A 22,738-nucleotide genomic window follows, 5' to 3' on the forward strand; every position below is an offset into this window, starting at 1 on the left:
ATGGCCGAATCCCGATTCCTTGTCGTCCGCAACGACGAGGAGCAGTACTCGATCTGGTCGGCCGACCGCGAGCTGCCCGCCGGCTGGCACGGCACCGGCTTCGCCGGCAGCCGCGAGGAGTGCCTGGCCCACGTGGACGAGGTCTGGACCGACATGCGTCCCCGCTCGGTGCGCGAGGCCCTCTCATGACGCAGGAGTGGACCTTCCCGGCCTCCTACGCCCAGGAGCGGGTGTGGATGGCCAACCAGCTCGACGCCGGGTCGCCGGTGTTCAACGTCTCCTTCCCGTGGCTGTTCCCGGCCGGCGTGGACGCCGACACGGCAAGCGACGTGGTCAACCGGGTTGTCGCCCGGCACGAGGCGCTGCGTACCCACCTGCGTGTGGACGACGGCGCGCTGGTGCAGGTCGTGCGCGCCCACGAGCCGGCGCCGCTGCCCGTCACCGACGTCACCCACCTGCCCGCCGGTGAGCAGCGAGGCGAGTTCGAGCGGATTCGCGGCGAGATGGCGCGGATGCCGATCCCGCTGGACGCGGCGCCGCTGTGGCGGGCCCGGCTGATCCGCATGGATGAAGGGCTGGCGCTGGCATTCGTGGCGCACCACGCCGTCTTCGACAGCCACTCGGCGGTGCTGTTCCACGGCGAGCTGGTCGCGTTCTGCGCGGCCGCGCGCACCGGCGCCGAGCCCGCCGTGCCCGAGCTGCCCATCCAGTACGCCGACTTCGCGGTCTGGCAGCGCCAGCAGCTCACCGGTGCGGAACTGGACCGGCAGCTCGCGTTCTGGACCGGCCACCTGGCCGGCGCGCCGCCGGTCACCAATCTGCCGCTGGACCGGCCCCGTCCGGCCCAGCTCGGCTTCGCCGGTGACGAGGTGCGCTTCACGCTGCCCGACGGGCTGCTGGACCGCGTCGGCACGCTGGCCACCGGCGCGCAGGCCACCCCGTACATGGTGCTGCTGGCCGGTTTCGCGGCGCTGCTGTCGCGGGTCTCCGGCGACGCCGACGTGGTGGTCGGCGTCTCCACCGCGGGCCGGGACAACCCGGAGCTGACGCCGCTGATCGGCATGTTCGTCAACCCGGTGGCGCTGCGCTGCGACGTCTCCGGCGACCCGACGTTCGCGACGCTGCTCGGCCGGATCCGCAACGGCCTGATCGACGCCATGGAGCACGGGCAGGCGCCGTTCCAGAAGATCGTCGAGGCGGTCGACCCGCAGCGGGACCCGTCGGTGCAGCCGATCTTCCAGACCGCCCTGAACTGGATCCCGGACTCCGGCCTCGACCCGGTGGAGCTCGGCACCACGAAGGACGACCTGGCCTTCGACATCACCACCGGCGACTGCCGCCTGGTCTACCGCACCGACCTGTTCGACCGGTCCACGGCCGAGACGGTGGTCAGCCGCTACGTGCGGCTGCTCGCCGCCGCCGTTGCCGAGCCGGAGCGGACCGTGGCCGCGCTGCCGCTGCTCACCGACGACGAGCGTGACATGGTGCTCGGCGCCTGGAACGACACCGCCCGCGACGTGCCGGCGACCACAGTGGTCGACGAGGTGCAGCGGCAGGCCGCCGCCACCCCGGACGCGGCGGCGCTGGTCAGCGACGGCGTGACGCTGCGCTACGCCGAGCTGAACACCGCCGCGAACCGGCTGGCCCGGCTGCTGGTGGCGCGCGGGGCCGGCCCGGAGACCCGGGTCGCGCTGGCCCTGCCCCGCTCCTGCGACCTCGTCGTGGCGATGCTCGCCGTGCTGAAGGCGGGCGCCGCGTACGTGCCGGTGGACACCACGTACCCGGCCGGGCGGATCGCGTACCTGCTCGAGGACGCCGCGCCCGCGCTGGTGGTGGCCGACCCGGACACCGCCGCCCTGGTGCCCGGCGACGCGCTGGTGCTCGACGGCGAGGTCGGCTCCGACCAGCCCGGCGACGACCTCACCGACGCCGACCGGGTCGCCCCGCTGCGCCCCGAGCACCCGGCGTACGTGCTCTACACCTCCGGCTCCACCGGCCGCCCGAAGGGCGTGGTGGTCGAGCACCGGGCGGTGACCGCGTACCTGGCGTGGGCCCGCGCCACCTACCCGGGGCTTTCCGGGGTGGCGCTGCTGCACTCGCCGGTCTCGTTCGACCTCACCGTCACCGGCCTGCTCGGCACGCTCACCGCCGGCGGCACGGTGCGGCTGGCCGCGATCGACGAGCCCGCCGCCCGCGCCGGCGGCCGGCCGGCCTTCCTCAAGGTCACGCCGAGCCACCTGCCGCTGCTCGACGCCGAGCTGTCACCGACGACCGACCTGGTGATCGGCGGCGAGGCGCTGACCGGGGAACAGCTCGCCGCCTGGCGGACCGCGCACCCCGACGTGGCCGTGATCAACGAGTACGGCCCGACCGAGGCCACAGTGGGCTGCGTCGCGGCCCGCATCGCCCCCGGCGCGCCGGTCCCGGGCGGTCCGGTGCCGATCGGCACGCCCACCTGGAACACCCGGGCGCTGCTGCTCGACGCCGCCCTGCGCCCGGTGCCCCCGGGCGTGGTGGGGGAGCTGTACGTCACCGGCACGCAGCTCGCCCGTGGCTACCACGACCGGCCCGGGCTGACCGCCGAGCGGTTCCTGCCCTGCCCGTACGGTCCGCCCGGCGCCCGGATGTACGCCACCGGCGACCTGGCCCGCTGGCGCGCCGACGGCACGCTGGACTACCTGGGCCGCCGCGACGACCAGGTCAAGGTGCGCGGCATGCGCATCGAGCTGGGCGAGGTCGAGGCGGCGCTGCTGGCCCACCCGGACGTGCGCGCCGCCGCCGCGGCGGTACGCGCCGACGGCGGCGAGCCGATGCTCGTCGGCTACCTGGTGGGCCCGGCCCACGAGGACTCGGTCCGCGCCGAACTGGCCCGCGAGCTGCCCGCGCACCTGGTGCCGGCCGCCCTGGTCCGGCTGGACACGCTGCCGCTGACCCCGAACGGCAAGCTGGACCGCGCCGCGCTGCCCGCCCCGGCGGCGGCCGAGCCGGCCCAGGACAGCTACGTCGCGCCCCGCAGCGAGGCCGAGGCCCTGGTCGCCGAGGTGTACGCCGACATCCTCCAGGTGGAGAAGGTCGGCGCGCACGACGACTTCTTCGCCCTCGGCGGCAACTCGCTGCGCGGCATGCGGGCGATGGCCCGGATCCGCGCCGAGGTGGACGTCGAGCTGCCCATGCGGGCGCTGTTCAGCAGCCCCGTGGTGGCGGACCTGGCCGCCCAGATCGAACAGCGGATCGCCGCCGAGCTCGACGGGCTCTCCGACACCGAGGTCGCCGCGCTGCTCGCGGCGGAAGAGGGAACCAACTGATGACCGACCTGAAGGATCCGGCCCGCGAGGCGGCCCGGCAGGCGCTGATCGCCCGACGGCTACGCGCCCGCCAGACCGCCCCAGCGGCCCGGATCACCCCTCGCCCGGCCGGCGCCCAGGTGCCGCTGTCCTACGCCCAGGAGCGGGTCTGGTTCATGGACCAGCTCGCCCCGGGCGAGGCGGCCTACCACATCGCGGTGCCGCTGCGGGTGCGCGGGCCGCTCGACGTGGACGCGCTGCGCGCCGCCCTGACCGGGCTCGCCGAGCGGCACGAGTCGCAGCGCACCCGCTTCCCGGCCGACGCCGACGGCCGTCCCACTGTGGTGATCGCGGACACCGCGGACGTGCCGCTGACGGTGGTGGACGCGCCCGACGAGGCCGCCGCGCAGGCGCTGGTCGACGCGGCGGCGGCCGAGCCGTTCGACCTCGCCGACGGGCCGCTGCTGCGGGCGCTGCTGATCCGGCTCGCCGCCGAGGAGCACGTGCTGTTCCTCGCCCAGCACCACATCGTCGGCGACGGCTGGTCGGTGGACGTGCTGCTGCGTGACCTGATCACGCTCTACCGGGGCGGCGAGCCGCCCGCCCTGCCGGTCCAGTACGGCGACTTCGCCGTCTGGGAGGCCCAGGAGCTGGACGGCCCGCAGGCGCGGGCGCACATCGACTACTGGAAGCAGCGGCTGGCCGGCATCACCCCGCTGGAACTGCCGCTGGACCGGCCGCGCCCGGCCACCCAGACCTACCGGGGTGACTTCGTCGAGTTCCAGCTCGACCCGGCCGCCACCGAGGCGCTCAACGCGCTCACCCGCGACAGCGGCGGCACGCTGTTCATGACGCTGCTCGCCGCGTACGAGGTGCTGCTGGCCCGGCTCTCCGGCCAGGACGACTTCGCGATCGGCGCCTCGGTCGCCGGCCGGTCCGCGCCGGAGCTGGAGAACCTCGTCGGCATGTTCATCAACATGCTGCCGCTGCGCGCCGACCTGGACGGCGACCCGACGTTCACCGAACTGCTGGAGCGCACCCGCCGCACCGTGCTGGACGGGTTCGAGCACGCCGAGGTGCCGTTCGCCAAGGTGGTGCACGAGCTGGGCCTGCCGCGCGACGTCAGCCGCTCCCCGGTGTTCCAGGCCATGTTCGTGCTGCAGAACTACGAGATGGGCCGGTTCACCGGCGTGTCCCGCACCGACGAGGTCACGTTCACCTGGACGCCGATGGAGTTGCGGGCCACCCGCTTCGACTTCGAGCTGCACGCGGTCGAGACCGTCGACGGGCTCTGGGGCAAGCTGGTCTTCAACACCGACCTGTTCGACCGGGCCACCGTCGAGCGGATGGCCCAGCGGTGGACCGCGCTGCTGGACGCGCTCGTCGCCGCGCCGGACACCCCGGTGTCCCGGTTGCCGCTGCTGCCCGCCGCCGAGCGGGAACTGCTGGCCGCCTGGAACGACACCACAGCCGACTTCCCGCGCGCGCAGACGCTGCACGGCCCGATCGAGGAGCGCGCCGCCGCCACCCCGGACGCGGTGGCGGTCACCATCGACGGGCACAGCCGCACGTACGCGCAGCTCAACGCGCAGGCCAACCGCGTCGCGCACCGGCTGCGCGCGGCCGGCGTCGGCCCGGAGACCCTCGTCGGGGTCTGCGCGGAACGTTCCGTGGAACTGGTCGCCGGGCTGCTCGGCGTGCTCAAGGCCGGCGGCGCGTACCTGCCGCTGGACCCGGAGTACCCGGCCGACCGGCTCGCATTCATGGTCGGCGACGCGGACGCGCCGGTGGTGCTGGTCCAGTCGCACCTGCGCGACGTGCTGCCGGACACCGGCGCCACGGTGCTCGAACTGGACGACGCCGCGGTCTGGGCCGGCCAGCCCGAGACCGACCCGGTGCCCGCCGCCGGGCCGGAGCACCTGGCGTACGTCATCTACACCTCCGGGTCCACCGGCCGCCCGAAGGGCGTGCCGAACACCCACCGGGGCATCGTCAACCGGCTCGACTGGATGCAGAAGACGTACCGGCTCGGCGCCGACGACGCGGTGCTGCAGAAGACGCCTGCCAGCTTCGACGTGTCGGTGTGGGAGTTCTTCTGGCCGCTGCGCGCCGGCGCCCGCCTCGTGCTGGCCAAGCCCGGCGGCCACAAGGACGCCGGCTACCTGCGTGACCTGCTGGTGTCCGAGCGGGTCACCACCGCCCACTTCGTACCGTCGATGCTGACGGTCTTCCTCGCCGAGGACGGGGTGGAGGCGGCGACCGCGCTGCGCCGGGTGATCTGCTCCGGCGAGGAGCTGCCGCTGGCCTCGGCTGTCGACTTCACCGCCCGGCTGCCCTGGTGCGGCCTGCACAACCTGTACGGCCCGACCGAGGCGGCGATCGACGTGACCGCCTGGGCATGCGAGCCGGACCGGCTCGCGGAGGTGACGAGCGTGCCGATCGGCGCGCCGATCGCCAACCTGCGGCTGCACGTGCTCGACCCATCCGGTGCGCAGTGCCCGGTCGGCGTGGCCGGTGAGCTGCACATCGGCGGTGTCGGGCTGGCCCGCGGCTACCACCGCCGGCCGGCGCTGACGGCGGAGAAGTTCGTCCCCGACCCGTTCTCCGGCGAGCCGGGCGCCCGCCTCTACCGCACCGGCGACCTGGCCCGCTGGGTGATCGGCCCGGACGGCGCCGGAGTGATCGAGTTCCTGGGCCGCATCGACCACCAGGTCAAGCTGCGCGGCCTGCGCATCGAGCTGGGCGAGATCGAGAGCGCGCTGCGCGAGCAGCCGGGCGTCACCGAGGCCACGGTGATCGTCCGCGAGGACAGCCCGGGCGACAAGCGGCTCACCGCGTACCTGGTGGGGGCGGCCGAGCACACCGCGTTGAAGGCGGCGCTGAAGGACACGCTGCCCGAGTACATGGTGCCGGCCGCGTTCGTCACGCTCGACGCGCTGCCGCTGACCCCCAACGGCAAGCTGGACCGCAAGGCGCTACCGGCGCCGGTGGTCACCCGCGAGGCGTCGGTGGCGCTCGTCGAGCCGCGCGACGACACCGAGCGGGCGCTCGCCGCGATCTGGTCCGAGGTGCTCGGCGTGGACACGCTCGGCATCGACGACGACTTCTTCGACCTGGGCGGGCACTCGATGCTCGCCACCCAGGTGGTCGCGAAGATCCGCAAGGCGGAGCTGGGCGGCCGGGCGGTCGGCGTGATGGACCTGTTCCAGCAGCGCACCATCCGCGACCTGGCCGCGTTCATCTCCGGAGACGCCGCCCAGGAGGGGCCGCGCCGGCTGCTCTACGAGCTGACCAAGCCGATCCCGGCGGCGAAGCGGGTGCTGACGTACGTCTGCGTGCCGTACGGCGGCGGCAGCGCCATCGTCTACCAGCCGCTGGCCGACGCGCTGCCCGCCGGGCACGCGCTGTGGTCGCTGGCCATCCCCGGCCACGACGTCGGCCTCACCGAGGACGCGCTGCCGTTCGAGGAACTGACCAGCCGGGTCGCCGACGAGATCCTGGAACGGGTCGAGGGGCCGATCGCCCTGTACGGCCACTGCGGCGTGGGCAGCGCGATCGTCGCCGAGGTGGCCCGCAAGGTCGAGGCGGCCGGCCGGGATCTGGAGGCCGTCTACATCGGCGCGATGTTCCCGTTCGCCCGCCCCAAGGGCGTCTTCTCGGCCGCCCGCAACAGGCTGGAGCAGCTGCGCAGCAACAAGCACTACGCGAGCTGGCTCAAGTCGATGGGCGTGGACACCGACGAGCTGGACCCGGAGCAGGCCGACCGGATCATCAGCAACATGCGGGCCGACTCCCGCGCCTCGGAGGAGTACTTCACCCGGCTGCTGGACCAGCAGGCGACGAAGCTGCGCGCGCCGATCGTCTCGGTGGTCGGCTCGGAGGACCCGGTCACCGACTACTACCGCGAGCGGTACACCGAGTGGCAGTTCCTCAGCGACACGCTCGGGCTGGTCGTGCTCGACCAGGCCGGCCACTTCTTCCTCAAGTACCGCGCCGAGGAACTGGCCGAGATCGTCAGCCGGACACATCCCGCCGTGGCGGCCGGCGACGTCAGCGCGCTGACGCCGCCGGCCCGGGGTGAGGATGCCGGCTGGGCGGTGGCGGACACGCTGCGCGTGGGCGTGACCCGCAAGGTCAGCACCGCGGTCAAGCCGAGCATGGGCCGCTTCCTGGCCATCACGGTCGGGCAGCTCGTCTCCAGCACCGGATCGGCGCTCACCGCGTTCGCGCTGCCGATCTGGCTGTTCAACCGCACCGGCTCGGTGGCGAACCTCGGCCTGCTCTGGGCGCTCGCGCTGATCTGCGGCGTGCTCATGCTGCCGGTGGCCGGCGCGCTGGTCGACCGGGTCAGCCGGCGGCGGATCATGATGACGGCCAGCTGCTTCGCCGGATCCGTCCAGCTGGTGCTGGCCGCCCTGCTGTGGACCGACAACCTGGTGCTCTGGCACATCTACATGCTGGTGGCGCTGAGTTCGGTGGCCGGGTCGTTCCAGCGGATCGCGTTCCAGTCGGCGGTGCCGCAACTGGTGCCCAAGCGCTACCTCGGGCACGCCATGGGCATCACCCAGCTGTCCACCGGCGTGGCCACGCTGCTCATGCCGGCGTTCGCGGCCGGCCTGCTCGCCACCATCGACCTCAAGGGCATCCTGCTCGTCGACGTGGCCAGCTACGTGCTCGCGGTGCTCACCCTCGCCGTGGTCCGCTTCCCGGACATGCTCGGCTGGCGGCCCCGGGAACGGCTGCTCGTGGCCATCGCCAACGGGATGCGCTACTCCTGGCGGCACCGCGGGTTCCGGCTGATGCTCGGCTACTTCGCGCTGGGCAACATCTTCCTGGCGCCCGCGCTGGTGCTCATCACCCCGCTCGTGCTGTCGTTCGGCAGCCCCACCCAGGTCGCCCAGGTCGCGCTGGCCGAGGCGGTCGGCGCGGTGCTCGGCGGCGTGCTGATGTCGCTGTGGGGCGGTCCGCGCAAGCGCCGGATGATCGGCGTGCTGATCGGCAACCTGGGCACCGCCATCGGCTGCATCCTGATCGGCCTGGACGCGTCGGTGGCGATGATCTGCGTCGGCTTCTGCTGGCTGGCCATGTCGATGACCACCGCGCAGTCCATCTACGCGACGATCGTGCAGGTGAAGGTGCCGCAGCGCTTCCACGGCCGGGTGTTCAGCCTGAACCAGACCATCTCCTGGTCCACGCTGCCGATCGGGTTCGCGCTGCTCGCGCCGGGCGCCACCGCGCTGTTCGAGCCGATGCTCGCGCCGGGCGGGTCGCTGGCCGGCACTGTGGGCGCGGTGATCGGCACCGGACCGGGCCGGGGCATCGGCTTCGCGTACATCTGTTTCGGCGCGGCGCTGGTCCTGGTCACGCTCGGCGGGTTCGCGATCCGCCTGCTGCGCCGCTTCGACATCGAGGTGGAGGACTCCCTGCCGGACGACCTGATCGGTGCCCAGGAGCGTGAGAAGCGCCTGGCCGCCAAGGCGGAGGAGAAGGAACTCGTCTCGGTCTGACCGTGTCGATCAAGGAGTTCGTGTCGGTTCCGGGCCGCCTCCCGGCCGGCACGAACTCCTTGATCACGGGCTAGCATCGGCGACGTGATCGACGAGTTCACCGACGGGTTGCTGGGGGAGGTGACCCGCCTCGATCCGTGTGTGGCGGTGGTCGAGGCCGGTGAGCAGGACGTCGACGGGCTCACCGACTACAGCCCGGAGGGTCACCAGGCCCGCGCCGATCTCGCCGCTCGCGCCCTGCGCCGGATCGAGGCGCTGCCCGCCACGAGCCCGCTGCACGAGCACCTCGCCGAACGGCTGCGCGCCCGGATCGCCTTCCACACCGCCGGGGAGGACCTGCGGGAACTGCACGTCGCGGCCACCGGCCCGCTCCAGCTCATCCGCCAGTGCGTCGAGTCCACGGTGCCGGGCCGCGACGCCGGGCGCGCGGCCTACGAGGACGGCTGGGCCCGCGTGGGCGCGCGCCAGGCCGCGATCCCGGCATCCCTGGACGGGTACGCCAGCAGTCTGCTGGTCGCCGTCGAACGCGGTCACCTGCCCACGCGACGCCAGGTGGACCTGGTGACGCAGCGCTGCCGCAACTGGATCGACGACGACACGGCGCTCGTGGAGCGCTACGGCGACGGCCCGCAGCGCCCGTCGTTGCAGGCGGCGGCGCGGGACGCGCGGGAGGCGTACCGGAGGTTCGCGACGACGCTCACCGCGGACCTGGCGCCGCTCGCGTGCGACGACGAGGCGTTCGGCCCGGCGCGGTACGCCCTCTGGGTGCGGACCTTCCTCGGCATGGAACCGGACCTGCGCGAGCTGTACGAGTGGGGCTGGGACGAGTTCGCCGCGACCGAGGCGCAACTGGTCGCGGAGGCGAAGACCCTGGGCGGGACCGTGCCCGAGGCGCTGGACCGGCTCGGCCGTCCCGACGCGCCCGGCACCCTGCACAGCCGGGCCGCGTTCGGCGCGTGGTTGCAGGAGCTGCTGGAGGCCACCACCGAGCGGCTGCACGGCACGCACTTCGACATCCCCGCGCCGCTGCGCCGCGTCGAGTCGCGCATCACCGCGTCAGGCGGCACCGCCTACACCGCGCCGTCGCGGGACCTGACGCGGCCGGGCCGGGTCTCGTGGCTGCTGCCCGCGGGCCAGGAGAGCTTCCCCACCTGGTGGGCCTACAGCACCGCGTACCACGAGGCCGTTCCCGGCCACCACCTGCAACTCGGCGCCGAGGCGTGCCGGGGCGGCCCCGGGCAGCGGCTGAACCTGCTCGGCGGGCTCTCCGGCGCCCAGGAGGGCTGGGCGCTGTACGCCGAGCGGTTCATGGACGAGCTCGGGCTCTACGAGCAACCCGGCGCCAGGCTGGGACACCTGTTCATGCAGTTGCTGCGGGCGGCGCGGGTCGTGCTCGACATCGGACTGCACCTGAAGCTGCCGATGCCGTCCGCCGACGGCGCGCCGTGGACGCCGGAGTCCGCGCTGGACCTGCTGCGCGACCGCTGCCACCAGGGGCCGTACGCGCCCCTGGAACTGGCCCGCTACCTGGGCCGCCCCGGGCAGGCGCTCACCTACAAGGTGGGGGAGCGGGTGTGGCGGGACGGCGGCGCGGCGTTCCCCGGCGACCGGCGGGCGTTCCACAGCCACGCCCTGGCGCTCGGCTCGCTGGGACTGGACCAGCTCACGAGCGCGCTCGCCGCCTACCCGGCCTCGTCGGCGGGCAGCTCCTCCGGGTCGGTGACCCAGGCGGAGTAGACGGGCAGGGCGTGCCAGGGGCCACCGGCCGGGTCGGTGGTCACCGCGACCACCGCGTACGGGTTACCGAACCGCAGCTCGGCGACGCGGGCGACACCCTCCGGCGGCAGCGCTGTCGCCCGGCCGAACGCGGTCACCGCGGCGGCCTCGAAGCCGTAGCGGCCGAACCGGGCAACCGCCGACTGCGCGGCGTCGAACCCCGGCCCGGCCAGTCCCAGCAGCCGGCCCAGCGCCCGCGCCGCCGCCTCGAAGCCGAACCCGGCCCCGGTCAGGTCGTGCCGGCTCTGCGCCGACCAGCACGGCAGCACCGCCGTCGCGCGTTCCTCCCGGCCGTCGTCCGCGTACGTCCGGGTCGGCTCCTCCCGCAGCGTCCACAGCGGCGTCTCGCCCAGCGGCAGGTCGAACAGCGAGCGGCGCCCCGGGTCCGACGCCGTGGCGGCGGCCACGGCCAGCTCCTGCGCGGCGGCCAGCACGTCGGCGGCCGGAACCTGCGGCGCGGCGGCCACCGACACCACGAGCATCCCGGCGCCGTCGTCGCCCTCGGCAGCCGGGACCGCGTGCACCGCCACCTCGCCGGCCCGGTCGGTGGCCGCCACCCAGCAGCGGTGCCCGAACGGCGGCGTGCGCAGCACCCGGCTCAGGCGGCCCGACCAGGCGCTGCCCGCGCCCAGTTCCGTGCCCGGGGCGGTGTCGAACGGGTCGGCCCACGACACCCGGGTGGCCAGCGCGTTCGCCAGGACCAGCAGCGTGTCCGGGCTGACGTCGAGCGGGAACCGCTCGATCAGCCCGCCGGTACGCTCCCGCGCCCAGGCGTCCAGCGCCGCCTGGTCGGGCAGCACGCCGCGTTCGGTGTCCTCCGGCAGGGCGGCCCGCCACGCGGCCAGCTCCGCCATCGGCGTGCGCTCCCACAGCGCGGTGGCCGCGGCGACCATCGGGTGCGGCGCGGCGAGCAGCGCCCGCGCCTCGGCGGCGGCGTCGTCCGGGTCGAGGCCGAGCGCCCCGGTCAGCGCCGCACGGTCCTCCCCGGTGGCGGTCGGGCCGGTCAGCGCCAGCAGCAGCCATGCGCCGAGCGGCGAGGCGACGTGGTGGGTGTCACCGGCGGCGCGGTGCAGCCGCTCGGCGTAACGGGCCAGGGGTGCGCGCAGGGGAGTCACGGCTCCACTCTGCCCGCTCGCGCGCCGCGTGGCACGCCCGCGCTCAGGACCACAGTTCGAACGGCTCGTCGATCTCCTCGCCGGCCAGGAACGCCGGCAGCAGCTCCGGCAGCCGCCCGGGGTAGCAGCGCGGCCGCGCGGCGAGCACCTCGGCCAGCGGCCACCAGCGGAACCCGAAGTAGTCCTCCACCTCGTAGTCCAGCCGCAACGCCTCGTCCACGTCCGGCCCGGGGCCGGGCAGCCGTACCGCCACGATCACCTCGTCCTGGAGGTGGCGGCGCTGCCGGTGCCGGAAGCTGGCCCGCCGCCGCCACGTCGGCGCGCCCACCTCGTCCGGGCCGATGGCGATGCCGGTTTCCTCACGCAGTTCGCGTACCGCTGCCTCCCGGTACGTCTCGCCCGGGTCCAGGCCGCCGCCGGGCAGCTCCCACCACACGCCGAGGTCGGGGTGGTCCGGGTCGCGGGTGTGGAACAGCAGCAGGCGGTCGGTGGCGTCGAGCACCACCAGCCGCACCGCGCTGCGCTCGAACACCGGCAGATCGTCGGGTAGCTGCACGCCCCCAGCGTAAGGAAGGGCCCCTTGTTAACGCCTCCGGTAGTAGAAGGGCCCCTTATTAACAGCGCGCCTCGCGGCGCCCTCGCCTCGCGGCGTCGCGCCGCGCGACGCCCGCCCGTCCGGCGTCGCGCGTGCCGGTGCCGCTCAGCCGGCGTCGACGATCCGGGCCACGTCGGCCGGCAGCGGGTACGGCCGTTCCACCGGCAACAGCGCCGCCGCGCCGGCCTCGTCGCCGTCGGTGAGTCGATCGTGCACGGACCGGGCCAGCCCGGTGACGTCGGTCAGCCCGAGGACCCACTCGTCGACGTACCGGTGGACCGCCTCGCCGGACAGCCCGACCTGCAGTGAGCGGTACGGCAGCGGCGCCAGCCGCAGCGAGCGTTCCGGGTCCCACTGCACCCGCACCGGGCTGACCCGCAGGCCGCGCCGCCACGCCTCCCGGTCCGGGTGCAGGCGGGGGTCGTGGCTGCTGAGGCAGGCGTGCCGCAGTGCCCACTCGAAGCCGGCCCGGCTGATGTCGACCGCCAGCACCCGTTCCTGCCCCGGCTTGAGCGCCCAGCCGCAGCGGTACATCATCCAGCGGAACGACGGCTTGATCCAGGTCATCCGTTCCCGTTTGAACGGCGGCACGAACCGGCCCGCGCGTAGCGCGGCGTCGGCGATCTCCGGCGGGTACGCCTGGTAGACGGTGACGGCGTCCGGGGTGAACGCGGCGCGGATCTGGTGGCGGGGCACTGTCACCGGCGCATGATGGCACCGCGTACCCGACCCGGCGACCCGATTCCCGGGCGGTCGCACCCCGGCCGATAGGCTGCCCGCCGTGGCAGGTCTGTTGAAGAACGTGGCGTCGCGGCTCGGCCGGATCACCCGGGGCGTGCCCGCCCCGCCCCGCACGGGCGGGCCGATCCCGGCCCAGGTCGCACGCCGCCGCCAGGTCAGCGCGCTGCAGCGCCGCGAGTTGTCGTACGCGCCGGAGCCGGACGGCCAGGCCGACCCGGGCGAGATCGTCTGGACCTGGGTGCCCTACGAGGACGACCCCCGCCAGGGCAAGGACCGCCCGGTGCTGGTGGTGGGACGGCACAGCCGCACGTTGTTCGGGCTGATGCTGTCCAGCCAGAGCGACCGGGACGGTCAGCGGCACTGGCTGGCGCTCGGCCCGGGGGAGTGGGACCGGGACAACCGGCCCTCCTGGGTGCGCCTGGACCGGGTGCTCACCATGCGCGAGGACAGCATCCGCCGCGAGGGCGCGGTGCTGGACCGGCCGCGGTTCGACCGGGTCGGGCAGGCGCTGCGCGCCGGCTACGGCTGGCGCTGACCGAGCGCCCGGGACACGCGCCGAGCGGAAACGCGGACCGGCCGAACACGCGGACCGGCGGGCCACGCGGACCGGCCGAACACGCGGACCGGCGGGCCACGCGGACACGGGGTACGCGGGCCGACCGGGCACACGGACTGATCGAGCAGGGGGCGCGCCGGACCGGGCCGGTCAGTACTCGGCGACGAGCTGCCGAGTCGGCCGGGCCGCGCCGAGTGTCTTCGCCTCGTACATGGCGGCGTCGGCGCGGCACAGCGCGTCGGTGAGCTGCTTCGGGCAATGGACCGGCGCCAGCCCGACCGAGGCGGTGACCTGGATGCTGCGCGCGCCCAGCGGGATCGGCGCGGCGAGCGCCTCGCAGAGCCGCCGGGTGGCGTGCTCGATCCACCGGCGGTCCGCCGTGGGGCTGGCCAGCAGGCCGGCGAACTCGTCGCCGCCGAGGCGGGCCACCAGGTTGTTGCCGGCGAACGCGGCGAGCCGCTGCGCGACGGCGATCAACACCTGGTCGCCGGCGGCGTGCCCGTAGCGGTCGTTCACCTGCTTGAAGTTGTCGAGGTCGAGGACGACAGCGACCAGTGGCTGGCCGGCCGGGTCGGTGAGCAGGGTGGCGGCCAGCCGGAAGAACGCGCGGCGGTTGGGCAGCCCGGTGAGCGGGTCGTGGCTGGCCGCGTGCCGTTCGGCGGCCAGTTCGGCCTGGAGCAGCTCGATTTCGGCCTCGGCGCGTACGGCGCGACGGCGCAACTGCCAGGCCGAGATCAGGGCGCCGGCGGCGGATATGCCGGAGGCGACGGTCATCGGATCCGGCACGCGCGTCCTCCTCACCGCAGTCCCCTAGCCGCGCGCGGCGGCATCCGGAGGCCGGGTTCGGGTCACCGAATGTGAGCGACCCGGCACACCGTACGTTTCGGCTATCATGCTCTCCGTCCATTGCAGATGCAATAGCAGATGCACGTGCATCTCACTCCTCAGTCGACAGACGTCGCCACCCACCGCTCCTCCCCGCGGCCTCGGCTGGCTCATCCCGAAGGACGCTCATGCAACAACCCCCGAACGGTGTGCCCGTACCCGAGCTGCCCCCGATGCGCTGGTCGAAGAGTCGTCGCAGCAACCCCAGCGGCAACTGCGTCGAGTTGGCCGAGCTGCCCGGCGGCACCGGAATCGCGGTCCGAAACTCCCGGCACCCGGAGGGTCCGGCGTTGATCTACACAGTGGACGAGATCGCCGCCTTCGTGCTCGGCGCGCGCGACGGCGACTTCGACCACCTGATCCCGCCGTCCCGCACACGGGACTGATTCGTCGCTCCGGAGGAGTTCACCTCACTGTCAGTTCATGGCATGCTTACTCGTCGGCCGGGACGGCACCCGGCCGGGGCAGTCGGGATGCGAGGGCGGTCAGGTGGCGACGGTGCCCGTCGAGGGTGGTCCGACAAGCGGGCCCACCGTGCTGCGCATGTTGCTCGGTGGGCAGCTGCGACGGCTGCGTGAGGGGGCGGGGGTCAGCCGGGAGACGGCCGGCTGGGAGATCCGCTCCTCCGAGTCGAAGATCAGCCGGATGGAGCTGGGCCGGGTCGGCTTCAAGGAGCGCGACGTGGCCGACCTGCTCACGCTCTACGGCGTCACCGACGCCGACGAGCGCGAGGCGCTGCTCAAGCTCGCCCGGGACGCGAACAGCCCGGGCTGGTGGCACCGCTACGGCGACGTGCTCCCCGCGTGGTTCCAGGCGTACCTGGGCCTGGAGGCCGCCGCCGCGCTGATCCGCACGTACGAGGTGCAGTTCGTGCCCGGCCTGCTGCAGACCGCCGCGTACGCCCGGGAGGTGATCCTGCTCGGGCACCGCAGCGCGTCGGCGGCGGAGCTGGACCGGCGGGTGGAGCTGCGGATGCAGCGCAAGGAGCTGCTGCGCCGCAGCAACCCGCCGCAGTTGTGGGCGGTGCTCGACGAGGCGGCGCTGCGCCGCCCGATCGGCGGAACCGCGGTGATGCGCGAGCAGTTGGACGCGCTGATCGAGGCGACCGCCGCGCCGCACGTACGGCTGCAGATCGTCCCGTTCTCCGCCGGCGGGCACGCCGCGGCCAGCGGCGCCTTCAGCATCCTGCGCTTCGGCGACGCCGACCTGCCGGACATCGTCTACATCGAGCAGCTGACCAGCGCCATCTACCTGGACAAGCGCGACGACCTCGACTTCTACGCCGAGGCGATGGAACGGCTGTGCGTGGAGGCCGCACCGCCGGAGCGCACCCGTGAGATGCTGGCCCGCCTCCGCGACGAGCTGTACCCCGCCTGACCGGCCCGGCGCCGGGCAGTAGCATGATCCGCACCGGAGACAGTGGACTGTGGCATCCGAGTCGTGGAGGCGGCCTTGACCAGCGACGCACCAGGGACGGCGCCCGGTCCGGGGCCGCTCGGCGACCGGATCGACACGACAGTGGCGCACCCCGCCCGCCGGTACAACTACTGGCTCGGCGGCAAGGACAACTTCCAGGCCGACCGTGACTCCGGCGACGCCATGGCCGCCCGCTTCCCGACCATCCGGATCAGCGCGCTGGAGAACCGGCGGTTCCTGCGCCGCGCGGTGCGTCACCTGGCCGGTGAGGCGGGCATCCGGCAGTTCCTGGACATCGGCACCGGCATCCCCACCGCCGACAACACCCACGAGGTGGCGCAGGCGATCGACCCGCGCGCCCGGGTGGTGTACGTCGACAACGATCCGATCGTGCTGGCCCACGCCCGCGCGCTGCTCACCAGCTCGGCCGACGGCGTCACCGCCTACCTCGACGCGGACCTGCGTGACCCGGAGCGGATCCTGGCCCATCCCGACCTGCGCCGCACGCTCGACCTGTCGCAGCCGGTGGCGTTGATGCTGCTGGCGGTGCTGCACTTCGTGCCCGACGGCGAGGACCCGTACACGATAGTCGACACCCTTCTCGACGCGCTGCCGGCCGGCAGTTACCTGGCCGCCTCGCACGCCACCCACGACTACCTTCCGGCGGAGGTGGCCGCCGAGGCGAAGGCGGCGGCCCGGGGCGGTGGCCCGCACGGCGTGATCAACCTGCGCAGCCGGGAGGAGGTCGTGCGCTTCTTCGACGGCCTCGAACTGGTCGAGCCGGGCGTGTGCTCGGTGGCCGAATGGCGCGCCGACGGCGAGCCGGAGCCGCGGCCGTCGGTGGTCGACGTCAGCATGTACGGCGGGGTCGCCCGCAAGCCCTGACGCGGGCGGAAGAACGCCGGAACGGTACGAAACGGGGGCGCGGGTTGGTGCGGCCGGTGCCGCACGTGGCAGCCTGGTGAATTATGTCGCCGTTCACGCCCGCACTGCGCCTGCACGACCGCTACGTCCTGCGTGAGCGCATCGGCCTCGGCGGGATGTCCGAGGTGTGGCGCGCCGACGACGAGGTGCTGCACCGTTCCGTCGCGGTCAAGGCCCTCGCCGGGCAGCTCGCCGCCGACCCGCAACTGCGGGCGGTGATCCAGCGCGAGGCCCGCGCGGCGGCGCGGCTCACCCACCCGCACGTGACCCAGGTGTACGACTACGGCGAGGCGACGCTGGACAGCGGCGTCGTGGTCCCGTACCTGGTGATGGAGCTGGTGGAGGGGCAGACGCTCGCCGACCGGCTGGCCGGCGGGCCGCTGGCCTGGCCGGACGCGGTCCGCACGGCCGGGCAGGTCGCCGGGGCGCTGGCCGCGGCGCACCGCATCGGCGTGGTGCACCGCGACATCAAGCCGGCGAACGTGATGCTCACCGAGACCGGCGCGAAGGTGCTCGACTTCGGCATCGCCGCGCCCGCCGGCCCGCACCCGGTCACCGGGCAGACCGGTGCGCTGCTGATGGGCACCCCCGCCTACTTCGCCCCGGAACGTCTCGACCCGGGCCCGGCGCACCCGGCCGGCGACGTGTACGCGCTCGGCGTGCTGCTGTACCGCAGCCTCACCGGCCGGGCCCCGCTGCCGGTGCGCAGCTGGGACGACGTGCTGGAGGTGCGGCGCAACCGGCCGCCGGTGCCGCCGCCGCGGGTGTCCGGCCTGCCGCCGGAGATCGCCGATCTGGTGCTGGCCTGCCTCGCGGCGGACCCGGAGCGGCGACCCACAGCGGCCCGGCTAGCCGAGCGTCTCGGCGCGGGCCGGCCGGCGGATCCGCCGACCGCGATCCTGCCCACCGTGGCGCCGGTGGCGCATTCGCCCACTCTGGTCGAGCGGGTTCCGGCCGCCACGGCCCGCCCGGTAGCGCGGCAGCGTCCCGTCGCGCCGCCGCGCCCGGCGGTCTCCTCGAACCGGCTGTTCGGGCTGCTCGTCGCCGGCGCCGTGGTGCTGCTGCTCGCGGTGGTCGGCTCGCTGCTGTGGGGCGACGGCTCCGGCACCCCGCCGGCCGCCGCGCCCACGGCCGGCCCGTCGACGCGGGCCGCCGAGCCGCCCGCGCCCGAGCCGAGCAGCGCGGCGCCGCCGTCGACGGCGCCCGAGCCGGTGACGCTGCGGCAGCTCGGCGACCGGTTCGACGAGTTGCTCGACCGGGCCGAGTCGATCGGGCTGATCGACCGCAAGGTCGCCGACGACCTGCGCAAGAAGGCCGCCGAGCTGGAGCGGGGCAAGCCGAAGGACCGGGAGAAGCGGGTCGAGGACCTGCGCGAGAAGATCGAGGACGCCGCCGAGGACGACAAGATCGATCGCGTCACCGCCGCCGGGCTGCGCAAGCTGCTCGACGGCTACGAGCGGCTGCGCGGCGGGGACGAGGGCTGAGGCGCCCGGCGGTCTCTCGTCCTCAGTGCAGGGTTCCGGTGACCACCTCACCGGCGCCCGTGCCGGCGCGGACCACCGGCTCACCCGCCGGTGACCAGATGCCCGAACCACCCGCGGCACGCGCGTACCCGCCTCCGGTCGAGCCGGCGAAGCTGGCCGTCACCACCCACACGCCGTGCGCGGCGGCGACCCGGCGGGCGCGTTCGTCCGGCACCGCCGCGTCGTCGGCGGACTCCAGCACCCCGGCCAGGTAGGCGTCCGCGCCCAGGGCCACCGTCGCCGCCGCGTGCTCCGGCGTGCCGGTGTCCTTGCAGACCGCCAGGCCCAGCCGCCAGCCGTCCACATCGAGCACCGCCGGCTCCCGGCCCGGCCGCATGTGCCGCGGCTCCGCGCCGCCCAGGCACATCTTCCGGTACGCCACCCGCACGCCCTCGACGTCGACCGCGAGCACCCCGATGTGCGGCCCGGGCACCGGCGCGCCGGCCAGCGCCAGCGTCCCGGTCTCGGCGCACGCCGCGCGCAGCGGCGCGAGCCGGGGATCGTCCGGGTCCAGCGGCGCGGCCGTCAGCTCGTACCCGGTCAGTGACATCTCCGGGAAGACCACCACCCGGGCCGACGCGGCGCGCACGGCGTCGGCGTGCCGTGCCGCGTTGCCCTCGACGTCGTCGGAGAGGGTGAGCGGCTGGGCGACCGCGATCCGCAACGGCGTACGCATGCCGCACACGATAATGGTTCCCATCACGCGTGGCCGTCCACGGCTTCGCCCCGTAACGTTGGTCGGATGATCGGAAACGCACAGCTGCTCGCCGGCCCCCGGGTGAGCGCCGCGCGGGCGGCAGAGCCGTCCGGTGACGGGGTGACCGGGTGGGTCACCGGCCTGATGGAACGGCTCGGCGGTCCCGGCGCCGGGCTCGCGGTGGCGCTGGAGAACCTGTTCCCGCCCATCCCCAGCGAGGTGATCCTGCCGCTGGCCGGCTTCACCGCGAGCCAGGGCCGGATGAGCCTGGTCGGCGCGATCGTCTGGACCACACTCGGGTCGATCGTGGGCGCGCTGGCGCTCTACTACATCGGCGCGGCGCTGGGGCGGGACCGGATGCGCGCCCTCGCCGCGCGGCTGCCGCTGATCAAGCTGGAGGACGTGGACCGCACCGAGGCGTGGTTCCTGCGCCACGGTGTCAAGGCGGTGTTCTTCGGCCGGATGATTCCGATCTTCCGCAGTCTCATCTCCATCCCGGCCGGGGTGGAACGGATGCCGGTGCCGGTGTTCCTGCTCTACACCGCGCTGGGCAGCCTGATCTGGAACACCACGTTCGTGCTGGCCGGGTATCTGCTCGGTGAGCAGTGGCACGTGGTCGAGGCGTACGCCGGCACGTTCCAGAAGATCGTGATCGTGGCGGTGGTCGCCGGGTTCTGCTGGTTCGTGGTCAGCCGGGTCCGCCGCTCGCGCCGGACCGCCATCGCGCCGGACCCGGCGCCGGCACCGGAGTCGGCACCGGCGCCGGAGTCGGAGTCGGCCCGGCAGGGCACTGTCTACCGGGGCGGCTGGTACGGCCGCGAGGAGGGCTGAGCCGGGCAGGCCGGATAGAGCGGGCGGGTGCCGGCGCCGACGGCCCGGGCGGCGTGGTCGCTGAACCGGCAGCCGAAGTCCGGCGCCGCCACCGCTCGCGCGTCGGTGACCGGGTCACCGGCCGGGCGCTTTCCGGTGCGTACCCAGCGGGTCAGGTCGTCCCAGGCGGCGCCGGCCTCGGCCGGGCTGAACTCGCAGTGCTGCGCGGTACGGACGGCCCGCTGCACCAGCAGCCGGGACCGGCCGTGCCGGGCCACGTCCCGGGCGTACGCCTGCTCCATGCCGAACGGCACGAACAGGTCGCCGAGGCCGTGCAGGCTCAGCACCGGCGCGGTGGGCCGCCCGGCGATCCGGGGCACCTCGGTCAGGGTCGGCGAGAGCCGCTGGCGCAGGTTCTCCGGCGCGACCCGCTGCACCGTGGCGTTGAGGTTCACCGGCTGGTTCGGGGTGTACCTGGTGAACAGGTTCGTGGCGAGCTGACCGGGGCGCCGGGCGGGGGAGCCGTCCGCCTCGCTGACCGCGATGCCGAACAGGAAGTCCTTCCACACGGCGAAAGCGGCGTCGGCGCCCGGCCGGGGCCCGCCGGAGCGCGCCACGGTGACCTCGCGCAGCTGCTTGCCGAGCGCGTTGGTGGTGTCCGGGCCGCCCGGGCTCAGCCCGGCCAGGCCGAGCGTGACCTGGATCCGGGGCACCGCCGAGGTCAGGTAGTCCGGCGGCGTCGGGTACGCGCGCACCCCGCCCAGCGCCTGCGCCACCAGGTTGTAGTCCAGGAAGAAGTCGAACAACTCCTGGTCGCCGAGCACCCCGCACATCGGCAGCGCCCCGGCGTAGTAGCCCGGGTACTGCTCGAGCGAGCGGCCGATGACGTGACCGCCCATCGACACCCCGGCGATCAGCACCCGGTGCGGGCGGCGGACGGTACGGCTGAACAGGTCTGCGAGGGCGCGGGTGCTGCGCACCCCGGAGCGCACGTCGTAGCCGTTGCGGTCGTACGATGACGACGCCCACGCGTACCCCTGCGCCACCAGGCGCTGCCGCAGGTCGAAGCCGGGCGGCTCCGGCGACAGCTCGGTGCCCTGGCCGCGGTAGCCGTGTGCCCACATCACCAGCTCGCCGTTCCAGCGCGCGGGGATCTCGATGACGTACCCGGCGTTGGCGTGCACGCCCTGCCGCACGGTGGTGGCGGCCCCGCCGACGACGAGCGGCGGCAGCGGCGGGTTGACGATGGTGTAGCCGGGCAGCGGACCGCTGCCGTCGTCGCGGCCGGTGGCGGCGGCGGGGGTTGCGCCGGTGAGGCCGAGCGTCAGGGCGAGGGCCATGCCGACGGCGAGCAGCCGGCGGCGGACGGGTGAGGGCTGCATCGCTGCTCCCCGGGGGACGGGTGCCACCCCGGGACGGGGGCGACGACGCGGGACGGATGCCTACCGACCGGTAGCGCCCTGAACCTAGGCCGGGCTTCGAGAGCTGTCAATCAGTGACTGAGCGCGCCGTCAGCGTCCGTCCCGCCGTCCGCTCACACCAGGCCGTGCGCCAGCATCGCCTCGGCCACCCGCCGGAACCCCTGGATGTTCGCGCCGGCCACGTAGTCGCCCGGCAGGCCGAACTCCTCCGCGGTCGCCCAGCACCGGTCGTGCACGTCCCGCATGATCTCGCGCAGCCGCTGCTCCGACTCGCCGAACGTCCACGTGTCGCGGCTGGCGTTCTGCTGCATCTCCAGCCCGCTCACCGCCACGCCGCCGGCGTTGGCCGCCTTGCCCGGCGCGAACCGCACCCCGGCCCGGCCGAGGATCCGCACCGCCTCCGGCGTGGTGGGCATGTTCGCCCCCTCCACCACCGCGACGCAGCCGCCCGCGACCAGCGCGGCGGCCTCCGCGCCGCCGATCTCGTTCTGCGTGGCGCAGGGCAGCGCCAGGTCGCAGGGCACCTCCCAGACGTTGCGGTCCGGGACCGCGACGGCGTTGCGCGCGTGCTCGGCGTACTCGGCCAGCCGCCCCCGGCGCTGCTCCTTCAGCTCCCGCAGCAGCGCCAGGTCGATGCCCTTCTCGTCGACCACGTAGCCGCCGGAGTCGGAGCACGCCACCACCGTGCCGCCGAGCTGGTGCACCTTCTCGATCGCGTAGATGGCGACGTTGCCGGAGCCGGACACCACCACCCGCTTGCCCTCCAGGCTGTCACCCGCCTGCCGGAGCATCTCGTCGGCGAAGAACACCGCGCCGTACCCGGTCGCCTCCCGGCGCGCCTGCGCGCCCCCGTACGCCAGGCCCTTGCCGGTGAGCACGCCCGCGTCGTACCGGTTGGTGATCCGCTTGTACTGCCCGAACAGGTAGCCGATCTCCCGGCCGCCCACCCCGATGTCACCGGCCGGCACGTCGGTCTGCGGGCCGATGTGCCGGTACAGCTCGGTCATGAAGCTCTGGCAGAACCGCATCACCTCGCGGTCGGAGCGACCCTTCGGGTCGAAGTCCGCGCCGCCCTTGCCGCCGCCGATCGCCAGACCGGTCAGCGCGTTCTTGAAGATCTGCTCGAATCCGAGGAACTTCACGATGCCCAGGTAGACCGACGGGTGGAAGCGCAGGCCGCCCTTGAACGGGCCGAGCGCGCTGTTGAACTCCACCCGGAAGCCGCGGTTCACCCGTACCCGGCCCTGGTCGTCCTCCCATGGCACCCGGAAGATGACCTGCCGCTCGGGCTCGCAGACCCGCTCGACCACCTCGGCGTACTCGGGATGCCGGGCCAGGGCCGGACCGATGCTCTCCAGCACCTCACGGACCGCCTGGTGGAACTCGGGCTCTCCCGGGTTCCGGGCGACCACGTCGGCGAACACCGACTCGACGGTCTCCGGCATCACGGGCACCTCCTCTCGCCTCGCACACCGGCCCTGCGACCGG

The 22,738-nt window shown here is 74.2% G+C and carries 17 protein-coding genes; 10 read left to right on the forward strand and 7 right to left on the reverse strand.

Annotated features, from left to right (window positions below):
• From MicB006_RS29475 to MicB006_RS29490, 4 genes are all read left to right on the forward strand, one after another.
• The gene (locus MicB006_RS29475; protein WP_073829797.1) at positions 1–189 is read left to right on the forward strand and encodes an MbtH family NRPS accessory protein; all 189 of its coding nucleotides are present in this window, start codon (positions 1–3) and stop codon (positions 187–189) included.
• Positions 186–3,305 carry a non-ribosomal peptide synthetase gene (locus MicB006_RS29480; protein WP_116510516.1) on the forward strand — a complete coding sequence of 1,040 codons (3,120 nt, stop codon included), beginning with the start codon at positions 186–188 and terminating at the stop codon, positions 3,303–3,305. Before MicB006_RS29475 ends, MicB006_RS29480 begins: the two co-directional genes overlap by 4 nt.
• Positions 3,305–8,791, forward strand: coding sequence for a non-ribosomal peptide synthetase/MFS transporter (locus MicB006_RS29485; RefSeq protein ID WP_116510518.1), 5,487 nt, complete (start codon positions 3,305–3,307; stop codon positions 8,789–8,791). Before MicB006_RS29480 ends, MicB006_RS29485 begins: the two co-directional genes overlap by 1 nt.
• Before the next feature lie 84 nt (positions 8,792–8,875).
• Positions 8,876–10,528 carry a DUF885 domain-containing protein gene (locus MicB006_RS29490; protein WP_116510520.1) on the forward strand — a complete coding sequence of 551 codons (1,653 nt, stop codon included), beginning with the start codon at positions 8,876–8,878 and terminating at the stop codon, positions 10,526–10,528.
• Here the strand turns inward: MicB006_RS29490 and MicB006_RS29495 are convergent.
• The 3 genes from MicB006_RS29495 to MicB006_RS29505 all read right to left on the reverse strand — a co-directional run bounded on the left by MicB006_RS29495 (position 10,474) and on the right by MicB006_RS29505 (position 12,979).
• Positions 10,474–11,682: a hypothetical protein gene (locus MicB006_RS29495; RefSeq protein WP_116510522.1), complete on the reverse strand. Its 1,209-nt coding sequence runs from the start codon at positions 11,680–11,682 to the stop codon at positions 10,474–10,476. The two genes, MicB006_RS29490 and MicB006_RS29495, sit on opposite strands and share 55 nt — an antisense overlap.
• Before the next feature lie 43 nt (positions 11,683–11,725).
• Positions 11,726–12,238 carry an NUDIX hydrolase gene (locus tag MicB006_RS29500; protein ID WP_116510524.1) on the reverse strand — a complete coding sequence of 171 codons (513 nt, stop codon included), beginning with the start codon at positions 12,236–12,238 and terminating at the stop codon, positions 11,726–11,728.
• 144 nt (positions 12,239–12,382) lie between these two features.
• Positions 12,383–12,979: a DUF4291 domain-containing protein gene (locus MicB006_RS29505; protein WP_116510526.1), complete on the reverse strand. Its 597-nt coding sequence runs from the start codon at positions 12,977–12,979 to the stop codon at positions 12,383–12,385.
• A gap of 79 nt (positions 12,980–13,058) precedes the next feature.
• Between MicB006_RS29505 and MicB006_RS29510 the strand changes: the two genes are divergently transcribed.
• Positions 13,059–13,553: a type II toxin-antitoxin system PemK/MazF family toxin gene (locus MicB006_RS29510; RefSeq protein WP_073829789.1), complete on the forward strand. Its 495-nt coding sequence runs from the start codon at positions 13,059–13,061 to the stop codon at positions 13,551–13,553.
• A gap of 171 nt (positions 13,554–13,724) precedes the next feature.
• Here the strand turns inward: MicB006_RS29510 and MicB006_RS29515 are convergent, their stop codons facing one another.
• Entirely contained in the window at positions 13,725–14,360 is a 636-nt protein-coding gene (locus MicB006_RS29515; protein WP_192900157.1) for a GGDEF domain-containing protein, read from the reverse strand.
• 227 nt (positions 14,361–14,587) lie between these two features.
• On the opposite strand from MicB006_RS29515, the gene MicB006_RS29520 reads away from it, so the two are divergent.
• From MicB006_RS29520 to MicB006_RS29535, 4 genes are all read left to right on the forward strand, one after another.
• Positions 14,588–14,845 carry a DUF397 domain-containing protein gene (locus MicB006_RS29520; RefSeq protein ID WP_030502645.1) on the forward strand — a complete coding sequence of 86 codons (258 nt, stop codon included), beginning with the start codon at positions 14,588–14,590 and terminating at the stop codon, positions 14,843–14,845.
• Positions 14,846–14,948: 103 nt separating this feature from the next.
• On the forward strand, positions 14,949–15,836 hold the full coding sequence (locus MicB006_RS29525) for a helix-turn-helix transcriptional regulator (protein ID WP_116510528.1): 888 nt from the start codon (positions 14,949–14,951) through the stop codon (positions 15,834–15,836).
• A 75-nt stretch (positions 15,837–15,911) separates the two neighbouring features.
• Entirely contained in the window at positions 15,912–16,760 is an 849-nt protein-coding gene (locus tag MicB006_RS29530) for an SAM-dependent methyltransferase (RefSeq protein WP_116511967.1), read from the forward strand.
• Positions 16,761–16,843: 83 nt separating this feature from the next.
• Positions 16,844–18,283 carry a serine/threonine-protein kinase gene (locus MicB006_RS29535; RefSeq protein ID WP_116510530.1) on the forward strand — a complete coding sequence of 480 codons (1,440 nt, stop codon included), beginning with the start codon at positions 16,844–16,846 and terminating at the stop codon, positions 18,281–18,283.
• 22 nt (positions 18,284–18,305) lie between these two features.
• Here MicB006_RS29535 and MicB006_RS29540 read toward each other — a convergent pair whose 3' ends face one another.
• Complete coding sequence (locus tag MicB006_RS29540; RefSeq protein WP_116510532.1) at positions 18,306–18,998, reverse strand: carbon-nitrogen hydrolase family protein; 693 nt, start codon at positions 18,996–18,998, stop codon at positions 18,306–18,308.
• Between the two features lie 66 nt (positions 18,999–19,064).
• Between MicB006_RS29540 and MicB006_RS29545 the strand changes: the two genes are divergently transcribed.
• A complete protein-coding gene (locus MicB006_RS29545) occupies positions 19,065–19,850 on the forward strand; it encodes a DedA family protein (RefSeq protein WP_116510534.1) in 786 nt (261 codons plus the stop codon).
• Here MicB006_RS29545 and MicB006_RS29550 read toward each other — a convergent pair.
• Together MicB006_RS29550 and gdhA are read right to left on the reverse strand one after the other, a co-directional pair.
• On the reverse strand, positions 19,814–21,211 hold the full coding sequence (locus tag MicB006_RS29550) for a S9 family peptidase (protein WP_116510536.1): 1,398 nt from the start codon (positions 21,209–21,211) through the stop codon (positions 19,814–19,816). The two genes, MicB006_RS29545 and MicB006_RS29550, sit on opposite strands and share 37 nt — an antisense overlap.
• Positions 21,212–21,363: 152 nt before the next feature.
• Complete coding sequence (gdhA, locus tag MicB006_RS29555; protein ID WP_116511969.1) at positions 21,364–22,695, reverse strand: NADP-specific glutamate dehydrogenase; 1,332 nt, start codon at positions 22,693–22,695, stop codon at positions 21,364–21,366.
• Positions 22,696–22,738: the final 43 nt, after the last annotated feature.

The organism is Micromonospora sp. B006 (assembly GCF_003408515.1).
Classification (GTDB): Bacteria; Actinomycetota; Actinomycetes; order Mycobacteriales; family Micromonosporaceae; genus Micromonospora; species Micromonospora echinospora_A.

Coding starts and splice junctions, on each gene's coding strand:
- MicB006_RS29475 (WP_073829797.1), top strand. CDS start 1: ATGGCCGAATCCCGATTCCTTGTCGTCCGCAACGACGAGGAGCAGTAC.
- MicB006_RS29480 (WP_116510516.1), top strand. CDS start 186: ATGACGCAGGAGTGGACCTTCCCGGCCTCCTACGCCCAGGAGCGGGTG.
- MicB006_RS29485 (WP_116510518.1), top strand. CDS start 3,305: ATGACCGACCTGAAGGATCCGGCCCGCGAGGCGGCCCGGCAGGCGCTG.
- MicB006_RS29520 (WP_030502645.1), top strand. CDS start 14,588: ATGCAACAACCCCCGAACGGTGTGCCCGTACCCGAGCTGCCCCCGATG.
- MicB006_RS29535 (WP_116510530.1), top strand. CDS start 16,844: ATGTCGCCGTTCACGCCCGCACTGCGCCTGCACGACCGCTACGTCCTG.
- MicB006_RS29540 (WP_116510532.1), bottom strand. CDS start 18,998: ATGCGTACGCCGTTGCGGATCGCGGTCGCCCAGCCGCTCACCCTCTCC.
- MicB006_RS29545 (WP_116510534.1), top strand. CDS start 19,065: ATGATCGGAAACGCACAGCTGCTCGCCGGCCCCCGGGTGAGCGCCGCG.
- MicB006_RS29550 (WP_116510536.1), bottom strand. CDS start 21,211: ATGCAGCCCTCACCCGTCCGCCGCCGGCTGCTCGCCGTCGGCATGGCC.
- gdhA (WP_116511969.1), bottom strand. CDS start 22,695: ATGCCGGAGACCGTCGAGTCGGTGTTCGCCGACGTGGTCGCCCGGAAC.